10 protein-coding genes are annotated in these 14,542 nt (G+C 41.7%); 7 read left to right on the forward strand and 3 right to left on the reverse strand.

What is annotated here, in order from left to right; all coding sequences use genetic code 11:
* Positions 1–28 precede the first annotated feature (28 nt).
* Together V7K79_RS20960 and V7K79_RS20965 are read left to right on the forward strand one after the other, a co-directional pair.
* Entirely contained in the window at positions 29–1,216 is a 1,188-nt protein-coding gene (locus tag V7K79_RS20960) for a TRC40/GET3/ArsA family transport-energizing ATPase (protein WP_335050017.1), read from the forward strand.
* Positions 1,217–1,469: 253 nt separating this feature from the next.
* Positions 1,470–4,778, forward strand: a complete 3,309-nt coding sequence (locus tag V7K79_RS20965; RefSeq protein ID WP_335050019.1) for a GAF domain-containing protein — start codon at positions 1,470–1,472, stop codon at positions 4,776–4,778.
* Positions 4,779–4,855: 77 nt separating this feature from the next.
* Here the strand turns inward: V7K79_RS20965 and dnaN are convergent, their stop codons facing one another.
* Positions 4,856–6,019 (reverse strand): DNA polymerase III subunit beta, encoded by a 1,164-nt coding sequence (dnaN, locus tag V7K79_RS20970; protein WP_335050021.1) that lies wholly within the window; start codon positions 6,017–6,019, stop codon positions 4,856–4,858.
* Between the two features lie 144 nt (positions 6,020–6,163).
* On the opposite strand from dnaN, the gene V7K79_RS20975 reads away from it, so the two are divergent.
* The gene (locus V7K79_RS20975; protein WP_335050038.1) at positions 6,164–6,316 is read left to right on the forward strand and encodes a hypothetical protein; all 153 of its coding nucleotides are present in this window, start codon (positions 6,164–6,166) and stop codon (positions 6,314–6,316) included.
* Positions 6,317–6,652: 336 nt separating this feature from the next.
* Here the strand turns inward: V7K79_RS20975 and dnaA are convergent, their stop codons facing one another.
* Positions 6,653–8,035, reverse strand: a complete 1,383-nt coding sequence (dnaA, locus tag V7K79_RS20980) for a chromosomal replication initiator protein DnaA (RefSeq protein ID WP_335050023.1) — start codon at positions 8,033–8,035, stop codon at positions 6,653–6,655.
* 163 nt (positions 8,036–8,198) lie between these two features.
* Here dnaA and V7K79_RS20985 point away from each other — a divergent pair, with 163 nt between their 5' ends.
* The gene (locus tag V7K79_RS20985) at positions 8,199–9,443 is read left to right on the forward strand and encodes an HhoA/HhoB/HtrA family serine endopeptidase (protein WP_335050025.1); all 1,245 of its coding nucleotides are present in this window, start codon (positions 8,199–8,201) and stop codon (positions 9,441–9,443) included.
* Positions 9,444–9,618: 175 nt separating this feature from the next.
* Positions 9,619–10,149 carry a peptide deformylase gene (def, locus tag V7K79_RS20990; protein WP_335050027.1) on the forward strand — a complete coding sequence of 177 codons (531 nt, stop codon included), beginning with the start codon at positions 9,619–9,621 and terminating at the stop codon, positions 10,147–10,149.
* A gap of 64 nt (positions 10,150–10,213) precedes the next feature.
* Here the strand turns inward: def and V7K79_RS20995 are convergent, their stop codons facing one another.
* Complete coding sequence (locus V7K79_RS20995) at positions 10,214–11,905, reverse strand: NAD-binding protein (protein WP_335050029.1); 1,692 nt, start codon at positions 11,903–11,905, stop codon at positions 10,214–10,216.
* A 356-nt stretch (positions 11,906–12,261) separates the two neighbouring features.
* On the opposite strand from V7K79_RS20995, the gene V7K79_RS21000 reads away from it, so the two are divergent.
* Both V7K79_RS21000 and V7K79_RS21005 read left to right on the forward strand, forming a co-directional pair.
* Positions 12,262–13,374 (forward strand): D-alanine--D-alanine ligase family protein, encoded by a 1,113-nt coding sequence (locus tag V7K79_RS21000; protein WP_335050031.1) that lies wholly within the window; start codon positions 12,262–12,264, stop codon positions 13,372–13,374.
* A 188-nt stretch (positions 13,375–13,562) separates the two neighbouring features.
* Positions 13,563–14,213, forward strand: a complete 651-nt coding sequence (locus V7K79_RS21005; protein WP_335050033.1) for a hypothetical protein — start codon at positions 13,563–13,565, stop codon at positions 14,211–14,213.
* The last annotated feature ends 329 nt before the right edge of the window (positions 14,214–14,542 follow it).

The following is a 14,542-nucleotide window of genomic DNA, read 5'->3' on the forward strand; positions in this document are numbered from 1 at the left end:
AAAATCCTCAGGCAGGATAGAAGCATCTATGCGTGTAATTTTGATGACTGGTAAAGGCGGTGTGGGCAAAACTTCCGTCGCTGCTGCAACTGGACTCCGTTGTGCAGAACTCGGCTATCAGACATTGGTTTTAAGTACAGATCCCGCCCACTCCTTAGCAGACAGTTTTGACATGGAAATGGGACATACACCCCGAAAAATTCGCCCAAATCTGTGGGGTGCAGAACTAGATGCCCTGCAAGAACTGGAGGGAAACTGGGGTGCTGTGAAACGTTATATTACCCAAGTTTTACAGGCAAGGGGTTTAGACGGCGTACAGGCGGAAGAATTGGCAATTTTACCAGGCATGGATGAGATTTTTGGCTTGGTAAGGATGAAGCGTCATTACGATGAAGGTGAGTTTGATGTCTTAATTATCGACTCAGCCCCCACTGGCACAGCACTCCGCTTGTTGAGTTTACCTGAAGTCGGTGGCTGGTATATGCGCCGTTTTTACAAACCATTTCAAAACATCTCGGTGGCACTTCGACCTCTGGTTGAACCTTTCTTTAGACCAATTGCTGGTTTTTCGCTACCTGATAAAGAGGTAATGGATGCACCTTATGAGTTTTATGAACAAATTGAATCTCTGGAAAAAGTATTAACAGATAATACTCAAACCTCAGTGCGTCTTGTCACTAATCCCGAAAAAATGGTGATTAAAGAGTCACTTCGCGCCCATGCTTATCTGAGTTTGTATAACGTTGCAACAGATTTAGTCGTGGCTAATCGCATTATCCCAAGCGAAGTCCAAGATCCATTTTTCCAACGTTGGAAGGATAGTCAAGAGCAATATCGCCGAGAAATTCATGATGATTTTCACCCTTTGCCTGTGAAAGAAGTTCCCCTCTTTTCTGAGGAAATGTGTGGATTAGCTTCATTAGAACGCCTGAAAGAAACTCTTTATAAAGATGAAGATCCGACTCAGGTTTATTACAAAGAAACAACTCTTAGAGTAGTGCAAGAGGAAAACCAATACAGCTTAGAACTTTACTTACCTGGTATTCCTAAAGACCAAGTTCAACTCAGTAAAACTGGAGACGAATTAAACATTACTATTGGCAACCATCGTCGTAACTTAGTTTTGCCACAAGCTTTAGCAGCACTACAACCAGGCGGAGCAAAGATGGAAAATGACTATCTAAAAATCCGCTTTGCTGACAATACAAGAGTTTAATTTTGTTGAAGTTACTCTGTCAACAAAAAATTAAAACTAAAAAGCAATAATTTTTTCTTGTATTTAGTACAGACGCAACTTTTTTAGCGTCTTTTTTTATAATTTTTTGGTGAATTTTGATAAAAGGGAAATAAATATTTTTACTATTGATTTGACCGTAGTTTTACTGAAGACAAATTGATGAAATAAATTTCAAAATGTCTTTAGATTTAATTATGTCAATTTTCAAAATATTAATTTATTTTCTATAACAATGACCTCCAATCCTGAACCAGATTTGTCCTTATGTCACCATGAAGAAAGTTTACTACGCCGCATTACAAACCGTATCCGACGAAGCTTAGAGTTGGAAGAAATTATCACAGTGACAACGGCAGAGGTGCGATCGCTATTAAAAACTGACCGAGTGATGATTTACAAATTTCATCCTGATGATAGTGGTCAAGTGATTGCTGAGTCAATTTATGAAAATCGTTTGCCATCACTACTAGAATTGAATTTTCCTGCTGATGATATTCCACCCACCGCTCGTGAACTATTTATCAAATCACGGGTGCGTTCTGTTGTAAACGTTGATACTCAAGAGATTGGTCAAATTCACCTGCATGACTTGGAAAATGGAGAAACTATATCAGAGGAGATCCGTTACCGCCCTGTAGACCCCTGTCATGTTGAATATTTGACGGCAATGGGGGTAAAATCCTCTGTGGTAGTGCCTATTCTCTATCAAGAGCGGCTTTGGGGGCTGCTAGTGTCTCATAACTCTGAAGCGCGTTTGATTTCAGAATACGAACTAGAAGCAATACAAATGGTAGTCGAGCAGCTATCAATGGCGATCGCTCAAAGTACCCTTCTGACTCAAGTCCGCAAAACAGCCGAACGAGAAGCGATCGTGAATCGCATTGCGACTCTGCTACATTCACTACCAACAATTGTATTACAGCCAGCCCTAGAAGAGGCTGTTGCTGCCTTTAATGGAGTTGGTGGCAGGCTTTGCCTCAGAAATGAAGCTTTTGATTTCCACAATGGCAACGCTATCAGCTTTAGAGAATGCTTAATACCAGGAAATACTTGTATTAAGCTTTATCTCTGTGGAGAGCAACCCGTGATGCCAGAACAAACTATATATCCACTTATAGAACAGTATAGTATCTGGCAAGAACACTACAAGTCTAGTAAATACGATGTTTGGGCAATTTCAGATATATATAAAACTTCTGAGTTGCGAAGTTTGCAAGTTGCTTTTCAACCAACTAGAATTCGCAGCATGTTGATGATCCCGCTCCAATATCGTCAACAATTACTGGGTTACTTAAGTATTTTCCGCAGCGAAATAGATACAGAAACTCTCTGGGCAGGGCAGTATGATAGCGATCAAAGGCAACAGTATCCTCGACAATCCTTTGAGGTTTGGCGCGAATTTAAACAAGCACAAGCTCAAAAATGGACGGTTGAAGAAATTGAACTGGCCAGAAACCTCAGTAAACACTTTGCTTCCGCAATTCAGCAGTATGAATTATACCAACAAGTACAAGTCTTCAATGAAAACTTAGAAAAACAAGTTAAAAGACGCACCGCTGAGTTACAACGGACAACTGAACAACAACAGGCTGTGTTTAAAGTTATTGCCGAAATTCGGGAATCTCTGGACACAAATACGATTTTTCAAACCACTACTAAAGAAGTTTGTCAATTAATCAAAGCCGATCGCGTTTCTGTTTATCGTTTCGATTCTAATTGGGGTGGTAAATTTGTCGGAGATTTCGAGGCTGCTAGTCCATATTGGTCGAATGAGTCCCAACTAGGTATTAATACAGTTTGGAATGACACTTATTTACAAGACACACAAGGAGGACGTTATCGCCACAATCAAACATTTGCGGTCGATGACATCTATAAGATGGAGTTTGCTCAGTGTCATATCGACAATCTAGAGCAGTTTCAAATTCATGCTTTTGTGCTTGCGCCGATTTTTGTTGGGCAAAAACTTTGGGGTTTACTAGCAACTTATCAACACACTGGCCCCCGGCAATGGAAAACTTCTGAAGTTAACTTTCTCAGTCAGATTGCAGCCCAAATGGGCGTAGCACTCCAGCAAGCTGATTTACTCTCTCAGACACAACAACAGACCTTAGATTTGCAACAAGCAACAGAACAACAACGGGTATTATTTGAAGTTGTGGCGAAAGTTAGAGAATCTCTCGATCTAGATGCGATTTTTCAGACAACCACTCAAGAAATTTGTAAATCATTACAAGCAGATCGAGTTGCAGTCTACCGCTTCCACGCTGATTGGAGTGGTGAATATATCGCCGAGTTTGTGGGTGATAACTGGTTAAAATTAGTAAATTCTGATACCAAGACAGGTTGGCAAGATAGCTATTTACAGGAAACCCAAGGTGGGCGATATCGTCACAATGAAACCTTTGTAGTCGATGACATCTATGAAGTTGGTCACTCTCAATGCCACGTTGCAGTTCTAGAGCAAATTCAAGCAAGAGCTTATGCGATCGCACCTATATTTATTGGGCAACAGCTATGGGGCTTATTGGCAGCTTACCAGAATTCTGCACCCCGCCATTGGGAAGCCTCGGAAATTAAGTTTATTACTCAAATTGCCAATCAGCTTGGGGTTGCACTCCAACAAGCTCAATTACATAATCAAACCAAAGAGCAAACGCAAAAGCTGGCTCAAGCTTTGCATGATTTAAAGCAAACTCAAACCCAACTGATCCAAACTGAGAAAATGTCCTCATTAGGTCAACTAGTAGCTGGTGTGGCTCACGAAATTAATAACCCCGTGAACTTCATTTATGGCAACATAAATCATGTCAATGATTACACCCAAGATTTACTCGGTATTTTAGACCTTTATTTTCAAAATACTCCCAACCCTAGCCCTGAGATTAGCGATCGCGCCTTCGAGATCGACTTAGAATTTATGATAGAAGATTTGCCCAAAACTCTATCTTCCATGAAAATTGGGGTCGATCGCATCCGTCAGATTGTTTTGGGTTTACGGAACTTCTCTCGCCTTGACGAGGCAGAAAAAAAGCCAGTTGATATTCATGAGGGCATTGATAGTACTTTGCTAATTTTGCAGCATCGCTTGAAAGCAAAACCAGAAAGTCCGGCAATTAAAGTAGTTAAAGAATATAGTAATCTTCCTTTAGTGGAGTGCTATGCCGGGCCACTAAATCAGGTATTTATGAATGTTTTAAGCAATGCGATCGATGCTTTAGAAGCTTACACGGAATCTCAATCAAAACCTCATAGCAGTCAAATTACTATCCATACTGCTTTTGGGGAAGTGGAAGACAATATCAAAAGCGTAGTCATTCGCATTGCAGACAATGGGCCAGGAATACCCGAAGTTCTCAGAGCAAGAATCTGCGATCCCTTTTTCACAACTAAGCCAGTTGGAAAAGGCACTGGCTTGGGGTTGTCAATTAGTTACCAGATTGTCGTAGATAAACATGGTGGTGTGTTTAGATGTGATTCTCAGCCGGGGTTTGGTACAGAATTTTGGATTGAAATTCCGATTACACAAATTAGTCATTAGTCATTTGTCATTGGTCATTGATCATTAGCAAAGACTTTTATAGCAGGAGGCCTCCTGCCTCCTGCTATAAATCACCTCTAACTTCTAAGTTGCACAGGCATAGCTAAATAGGTCATTTTCAAAGCACCCAATGGTGTAAAAATTACTGGAGTTAGGCTTTGATTTAAATGCATTTGAATTTCGGTAGATGGTAATTCTTTTAAGCCTTCCATCAAATATTTAATATTAAAAGCAATTTCAATATTTTCACCAGAAATTTGTGCTGGCATTGACTCTCTACCACTGCCTACATCTTGAGCTTCACAAGACAAGGTAATTTCTTGAGCTTCGCTATCAATACTGAGCTTAACAATATTATTTTTTTGGTCGGCTAATACAGCAATCCGCTCCAAAGTGCTAACAAATTGTCGCCGTTCAATTGTTACTTGTCGCTCAAATTGGCGCGGAATTAATTGTCGATAAGCAGGATATTGCCCTTCTAATGTGCGACTAGTCAAGCGTTGATTTTGCCATGCAAATACAACTTGACCTTGATCAAAATATAAAGCTACAGGTTCATCTGATGAAGCGCTATGAGCTAACATTCGTTGGAGTTCGCGTAATGCTCTAGCTGGTACTGTTACTTCTAGTTGACTAGTTCCGCCTAGAGGACGCTCGTTGCTAGTTTCTACGACTGCAAGGCGATGTCCGTCGGTAGCTGCAAATTCTAGAGTATCTTGTTTAACTGTTAAATGCACACCAGTGAGTACTTGCTTGGTTTCATCAGCACTGGTAGCAAACAATGAACCACGTAATCCCTCAATTAATGCGGTGGTGGTGAGATGAATTACTTCTGTATTTTCAATTACAGGGAGTTCGGGAAATTCTTCCGGCCCCATTGCTCGGACTTGGTAATGTCCACTCTTAGGTGTGAGTGTAACAATTAAACCTTCTCCACTGGATGTAGCACCTGTCAGGGCTGATTCATCATCGAGAGTGATTTCGCCTTCTGGAAGACGAGAGGTGATGTCTACAAGTAACTTAGCAGGAAGTGCGATCGCACCACTTTCCCATACCTCTGCGTTAAAGCTAGTGCGGATTCCCAAGCTGAGATCGAAGGCTGTTAAGCTTACTTGGTTAGTTTCAGCATCCGCTTGCAACAGCACATTGGCTAGTACTGGATGAGTTGGTCGTGAAGGTACTGCACGACTAACGAGTGAGAGGTTTGTACTAAGATCGCTTTGGGAGCAAACTAATTTCATAAGTCAGATTCAGCTGGTGAAAGATATCGTAACACCCTTATTGTTGAGTATGCGATCGCAGTTTTCTAGTTAGCGCGTGTGTTCCAACAAGAACAAGTAGTTTTTGTGCAGATTAATGCTAGTATTGCGCGATAAGCTGCAAGAATTCGGGTGCGTTATAATCTTCAGTTACCCGATGCATTGCAGATGGCAGCAGCAATAATTGCTGGTTGTGAGACGTTTTTGACCAATGATACAGCTTTGAAGCGGGTGATAGAGTTGATGGTTTTGGTGGTGGGTAAGTTGTCGGTGGAGTGAGCAGAGTATTTGCAATTTTAGAAAAGATTAATGATTTAGGACTGCTATAGCGATGCCAGTAAGTTGCAAAAAACTTGTAACAATTTTTGTTAAAATCATATATGGTTAGGCAAGTTTCCCTTGTGGAAAACTTGTGGAAAAACTCTTGTAGTTTTCCACAAGGTAATTATACTTAATTAAGTTTTTTCGGTAGAATATCAAGTTTTCCCCATTTTTTTCCACAATTGAAGTTAAATTTAATCAATTTTTAGACGTTACTTAATATTCTTGACTAATTCTTCAGCCGTCAAAGCTGATAATTCAGACTGCTGCTTGTGGAAAACTTAAAAGACATCTTCAGGATGGTTTTTGAGAACGGCTAGTCATATTGATGCGATCGCTCAATTCACGTAGAGTTTGTACTAAGGTGCGATCGCTCTCTTGAAGTTGAGCAATTTTATCGCAACTATAGATTACCGTTGTATGGTCTTTACCACCAAATTCCTCCCCAATTCTCGGTAAACTCAAAGCCGTGTGTTGGCGCATGAGATACATTCCTAATTGACGCGCCCAGCTAATCTCTCTTCGTCGTGAGTTACTTTTAAGGTCGTCTATTGAAACATCAAAATTAGCCGCCACCACCTTTAAAATTGCTTCTGGGGTAGCTGCCATTTTTTCGTTAGGCGGTTCTAAAACTGGTGTAATATTTTCTACCGTCATCGGTAAGCCCCAAATAGAAATATAAGCTACCGCCCGAATTAAAGCTCCTTCTAATTCTCGAATATTAGAAGTATAGTTAGAAGCAATATACTCAATCACATCGCGAGGAAGATTGATATTTTCATCCTCAGCCTTTTTCTGCAAAATTGCCATTCTCGTTTCTAAATCCGGCTTTTGGATATCGGCAATTAAGCCCATAGAAAATCGAGAACAAAGACGTTCTTGCAAGCTAGGAATTTGGTTAGGCGGACGGTCGGAAGCAATGACAACTTGTTTACCAGCTTCATGTAAAGTATTAAAAGTATAAAAGAATTCTTCTTGGGTATATTCCTTCCCTTCCAGAAACTGAATATCATCCACTAATAAAACATCAGCAGCTCGGTAATGCTCTCGAAAACTTTGCATACTATCTTTACGGATGGCTGTAATTAAATCATTCGTAAACTGCTCAGTAGAAACATAAAATATTTTACAATTAGGAAAAATTGCATAGCGATAATGACCAATAGCTTGCATCAGATGAGTTTTACCCAAGCCGACACCACCGCATAAAAATAAAGGATTAAACTCTTTCCCTGGGGATTCTGCAACTGCTAAAGAAGCAGCGTGAGCCATACGATTGTTAGCACCAACTACAAACCGCGAAAAGACATATTTAGAGTTTAAGTCAGTAGTTTTATGATTGTGATTAGCCACAGCTTCAGAAATACTGCTGGAATTTGGTGATTCCCAAGCAACCTCTCGTTCACTAAAATGAGAAACTTCATCACCTTGAGCAACCGTGATGTAAATTCCCACAGGATGACCGAGAATATCTTGTACTACATGAGCAATGGTATTGATGTAATACTTCTGTAACCAATTACGAGCAAATGGGTTAGGAGTGCGGATAACCAAGCAATTATTTTCTAATCGCTCTGCACTGGCAGTTTTGATCCAAGTTTCAAAGGTAGGTCGGGATAGTTCAAGCTTTAGGCGCTCTAGTACCTGACTCCACAGACTTTCTATGGGAATTTCCATTATCACCACCTTTGCTGCTAATCGTCACAATAGAAGAGAAAGCACTAATTTAGCATTGAGACACGCTAGACCTAAAATAAGCTTTTAAGTTGTAATCATTTTGGGACATACCCAGTAGGCAAGATTCTAACACCCACTGACTGACACGGAGAAGCAACGACAGATGAAGATAACAAACCATCACTCAGCACCCAAAAAGATTGAAACCAGGGGCTTACCCAATAGGTTGTGGATGCTCTCATACGGGGTAGCAGTGATGTTCTTGGGGAGCTGCTCTCTTCTACCTGCTAAGACTTTTGAGACTCAACAAAGCGATACTCAAGCCCAAAAAACAACAGAATCTAATCCGGTAATAGTCCCCCCGCCGATTTTTTCTTCGTCTGGAGATCCTAATTTTGTGGTGAAAGTAGTGCAACAGGTGGGGCCTGCGGTAGTTCGCATTGATTCTTCCCGAACAATCACTTCTCGCGTACCAGATGAATTTAGCAACGATCCATTTTTCCGGCGGTTTTTTGGAGAGGGAACCCCACAGCCTAGACAACGTGTAGAACGCGGTAGTGGCTCTGGATTTATTATTAATTCTTCAGGTCAAATTGTTACCAATGCCCATGTAGTAGATGGTGCTGATAGAGTTACTGTTATACTCAAAGATGGTCGGACTTTTGATGGGAAAGTTTTGGGTGAAGATCCAGTAACGGATGTGGCAACGATCAAAATTAATGCCAATAATCTGCCAACTCTATCTGTGGGTAACTCCGATGTTTTACAACCAGGAGAGGCTGTAATTGCCATTGGTAATCCATTAGGCTTGAATAATACCGTCACTTCTGGAATTATTAGTGCTACAGGGCGTTCTAGTAGCGATATCGGTGCTAGTGACAAGCGGGTTGATTACATCCAAACGGATGCTGCAATTAACCCTGGTAATTCTGGTGGGCCATTGCTCAATGCTCGTGGTCAAGTGATTGCGATGAATACAGCGATTATCCGAGGCGCGCAAGGTTTGGGATTTGCTATACCCATTAACACTGTGCAAAGGATTGCTCAAGAATTAATTGCTAAAGGCAAGGTGGATCATCCTTATCTGGGTGTGCAGATGGTGACATTGACACCAGAAAATAAAGAAAGAATCAAAAATGTTGCAGGCGATCGCTTAAATATTACAGCAGATGACGGCGTTTTGCTGGTTGAGATTGTGCCGCGATCGCCTGCATCTGTAGCTGGTTTACGAGTTGGCGATGTGATTAAAAGCATTAACAGCCAGCCTGTTACTAAAATTGAAGAAGTACAAAAGCTAGTAGAAAAGAGCAAAATTGGGACTAAATTACCAATGGAAGTGGAACGCAATGGGCAAACTGTCCAAGTAGGAGTCCAACCTGCTCCTTTGCCCGTGAGACGTGAAGGATGATGTAGAAGGCAGAAGGCAGAAGGCAGAAGGCAGAAGGCAGAGAAGTTATAAAAATTCTCCCAATGCCCAATACTTCTCTACCAGAGACTGCGCCAACGACAACGCTTAGACAAGTGCCCAATGCTTCATTCCCATTCTCCATTCCCCATTCCCCATTACCTAAAGGAGTTTTATCATGGGTGAATTAACGCCAATTATTCAATTAGGCAATCCAACATTACGCCAAAAAGCTGCTTGGGTTGAAAATATTCAAGATGAGCAAATCCAAAAATTAATTGAAGACTTAATTGCTACTGTTGCTAAAGCTAACGGTGTGGGAATCGCTGCACCTCAAGTAGCACAATCCTATCGTTTGTTTATTGTGGCTTCCCGTCCTAATGCCAGGTATCCCAACGCCCCGGAAATGGAACCTACTGCCATGATAAATCCCAAAATTATTGCTCATTCAAGTGAAGTTGTCAAAGATTGGGAAGGTTGTTTAAGTGTTCCAGGAATTAGAGGGTTAGTTCCTCGATATCAAACTATTGAAGTAGAGTACACTGACTCTCAAGGCAATTTACAAAAGCAAGAATTAACCGATTTTATCGCTCGTATTTTTCAACACGAATATGACCATATCGACGGTATTGTATTTGTTGATCGCCTAGAGAATACTCTCGATATGATTACTGAGCAAGAATATCAACAACGAATAGTTAATAAATAAATGGCAGTGGCGAGTGGGAAGTAGTGTATTAATTACGAATTACGAATTACGAATTACGAATTATTTAAGCGTGTGATTCGCAAACTTGCTCGTCCTGCCACAATTGATATAGCCTTGTCGCTGGCATAGTCATATATAAAACATCACCTTCACTGAGATTGTTTTCTAATAAATCCCAGCCATGAAGGGTTTGGTTATTTTTTTCTACATATAAAGGTACGCAATCAGTAGACATTGCTACATCTTTCACCCACTGACCGCAAAAGACGTGTGAACCTGTAATTACAATCGCAAAAGCTACCCAAAGACTATCTGCTGTGATGCCATTGCCGAGGATGCGTCCCCCTAATGCAGCAGCGGCAAAAGCTGGGGCTGCCAGTTCAGCCGGACTCAGTACAGTCTCGAAGCCAAATAGCTGTTGTGCTACGCTAGCAAAATCAGGATCGGCATAATGAACAATCACCGGAATGCTGGGTGTTAAACCTTTGGCTTTGAGGGCAATTTCCAGATTGGTAGCATCATTGCTAGTAACAGTAATCACTGCGGCGGCAGAGTCTATATTGCTGGCTTTGAGTATTGTGCGGAAGCTGGCATCGCCCTGAATGACGGGGATACCTAGTTCGCGGGCGGTATTGACATATTTGTTGTTGGAGTCGGGTTCAACTACTACAACTTCATGTCCACTGGCGTGGAGTTGCTGGACAATTCTCACGCCAATACCACTCAAGCCACAGACAATGTAGTGATATCGCTGGGGAATTCGGGCTGCATCCCAAAATTGTTTAAAGCGGCTTCCTAAGACAAAATCGGTGAGCATGGCATACCAAATACCAATCACTACTGCTCCAACCAGCATCATTACAACGGTAAATAATTTAATACTTTTAGGAGCATTTTCTACTACTTTGTCATTACCACCTGCTCCAGTAATCATGCCTACAGAAAAATATAGAGCATCGACAGGAGACAAACTCAACTCAGCCGACATATAGGTGAATGTAGCGATCGCAATAACTGTTAATAGGGCAATAGCACCCATGACTACCGATCGCCCGTGTTCCTGAAACTGCCTAAGATTAGTCATAACTTTCAGCAGTTTTCTAATCAATGATCTCCGAGGAGGACGAATACGGGGTTGGGTGCCAATAATTATGCGATCGCCTACTTGGATCTCTTGGCCAGAAATCACAGCTGATACCAAATCCATCTCGCCTTTGACTGGCAAGTAATAAATTAGCATCCGCGATCGGTCTTCCCACAATTCACTCAGCTTTCGACCCTTCCAGAAGTGGTTTTGATCGATGTATTCCTCGTGAATTGGCCAAGTCTGCTCAAATAATTTGATTTGTCCGATCGCTCTGTTTCCCAGTGCTGCAAATGTGAATATGGGTGCTGCTAATCCGACAACACTCATACTCAAGTGGTCTGGCAAACTTTGATCTAGGCGCTCCGCTAAATTTGTATTATAAAAACGGTTGATAATCCGAATTTGAGGATTCAGCACCCGCGCTTGCATCATAATAGACAAATTCAGAGCATCTTTAGATCCAGCGATGACTAAAGTGTGTGCCTGTTGAATTCCTGCTGCTGTCAAGGTAGAAGCTGCTTGTAAATCTCCAACAATCACATCTCCTGCTGTTTCGCCAGGGATAGATTGGTGATGAATGCCAACAACGAAGGCTCCCTGGTGTCTCAGCAGACGAAAGGTTTTATATCCGGTACGTCCTAAGCCACAAACAATAATTCGAGGTTTCATGAAACGGCAGCATCTTTTACAGGTAGGGCTGCATTTCTAGTTAGTTATTAATAATCTTGCCCACTTTCCTGGAATATAACTGTAGCTGACAACACGATTGTTTCAATTGAAGGCAGGGGGCAATACGTTTGGGTTAAGGAAATTATCTGTTAGGCCAGGCAGGGGGAGCAGGGGAGGCAGGGGGAGAGAAAAAAGCTTAACTGAACTGTATTGGGGCAGGGGGCGATGATAGCGCAACGGTAGCAAGTCCGTGAGCGTCGGCAGGAGATCGGAAGCAATAAAATAATATAGAAAAATATGGCAACTTTTGTAGGTTGTGATACGCTATCTGCTTGAGGAGTGTGAAGGAGCCGAAAATGACTAAGCTGCGGGTAGGGTTACTGTTTGGCGGTCGTTCGGGAGAACATGAAGTTTCGATCAACTCAGCACGGGCGATCGCTAAAGCTTTAAGTGCAGAGGAAAATGCTAGTAAGTACGAAATACTGCCTTTTTACATCCAAAAAGATGGCCGCTGGCTGGCGGGAGAAGCACCCCAAAAGGTTTTAGCAACCGGCACTCCACTGCTGGAATCGGCAGAATCAACTTCTGAGGGAAATCTCATATCCAACCCTCAAGCCCAAACCCTGAGCAATTGGCAATCTCCCTCTCAAGTTTCCCAAGTAGACGTTTGGTTTCCCATTCTCCACGGCCCTAACGGTGAAGATGGGACAATTCAAGGATTACTCACTTTGATGCAAGTTCCCTTTGTCGGTTCTGGGGTGTTAGGTTCAGCAATGGGAATGGATAAAATTGCCATGAAAATGGCTTTTGAGCAAGCAGGACTAGCACAGGTAAAATACAAGGCGGTAACTAGAGCGCAGGTTTGGTCTAATCCCTGCGTATTTCCGAAACTGTGTGATGAAATTGAGGCAACATTAGGTTATCCTGCTTTTGTCAAGCCTGCTAATTTAGGTTCATCGGTGGGTATTGCCAAAGTGCGATCGCGCCCAGAATTAGAAGCCGCTTTAGATAGTGCTGCCAGTTATGACCGAAGGCTGGTTGTAGAAGCTGGTGTCGTCGCTAGAGAAGTCGAGTGTGCCGTTTTAGGTAACGATCAACCCCAAGCCTCTGTCATTGGAGAGATTATATATGACAGTGATTTTTACGACTATGAAACTAAATATACTGAAGGATTAGCAGATTTACTGATACCGGCAAAACTTCCAGATGCGATCGCTCGTCAAATCCAGGATATGGCTTTGCAAGCCTTTGCAGCAGTTGATGCTGCGGGTTTAGCAAGGGTAGATTTTTTCTATGTAGAAGCTACACAAGAAGTTTTAATTAACGAAATCAATACCTTACCAGGCTTTACTGCGACAAGTATGTATCCCCAACTCTGGGCCCATAGTGGAGTTTCCTTTCCAGAATTAGTCCATCGGTTAATTGAACTTGCTCTTGAAAGGCATTCTCCTAGCAAAGAGAAGAAATAAGCGAACTGATTTTGGATTATTACGGCAAAAAGTCATCATAAATACAGAACTTTGGCAAAAGTTAGCCAAATTTTGTAGCATCTGTTTTACAAAAAAGTTACTTAAATCTGAACTTTGTTACGGATACCTGATGCTTGACTCCTCAAGTACAATTTATTCACTAGAGGGGTACAAATCTGAAAATAATCATGGAAAAAAGTCAGAGTGTACAGCGCGAACGAACCCAATTAAAAAGGGCTACTCCAGAGCTGACAAATAGGAAATCGAGACTAAAAAACAGCTCGAATGTTCTGATATATCTGGTTGCACATCATCCTTGGCTATTGTTAACCGGGTGTTTAGCCATGTTTATGGGAGGTGGTGCCTTTGCTTTATATAGTTTAGGTACTGCTGGTCCCGTGCCACAAGAAGAACCAGAAAAAATCCCAGTTATAGTTGAAGAACCAATTAATCTGCCCTCTGAGAATAGCAATCCTACACCTCTATGGATGATTGCGGCGATCGCCCTTGGCTGTGGTGGTGGTTCCTTGCTGATTTTCCGAGTCCTTAACCGCACAAAACAACTGCAAAAACCTCAAAAACAGGTTAATCGCCATCAGGTACGCGTGGCACAGAAGCATCACCAAAAATTGGCACCACAACTTCCCAAGAGTCAACCGATTTTTGTGCCACAGCCACAACTAATGCCCGTTATGCAGATGCAACCTAAAACAAAGCATCTAGTAACTGTTTTACCCGCAGAACACAAGCACCACCTGGATAAGCGCACAGAACCTTTAGCAGACTTGATGGATCTTCGTAAAAATAGTTCATTGTCTGCTATTTTACGTCAGTATTAATACTACTGTAAAGTAAAATCCCGTTAAATTAACACTTTTTGCCAATTAGCTTAGCTCAGATTCCCGACTTTCTCTAAGAAATCGGGAATCTTGTTATATAGCGGTTTAATTGCTTTTAAAAAGTTAGATATGAGCAAATAGAAATATTTAAAAACTTGCCAAAATGGCAACCAGCTTTTGATCATTCAAGTTAAATTGTATGAAGATAAACGACTTCAAGGGTTTGATTATCAGGCAATACGGTTCAGTTAAGGCTATGCAGTGCTTGAAACAACAAACACAGGAGGATTAGTTCTTGTTCCAGTACCTCTGTGTTTAACTTTTTTAGA

Source organism: Nostoc sp., assembly GCF_036917575.1.
In the GTDB taxonomy this organism is placed as follows: domain Bacteria; phylum Cyanobacteriota; class Cyanobacteriia; order Cyanobacteriales; family Nostocaceae; genus Nostoc.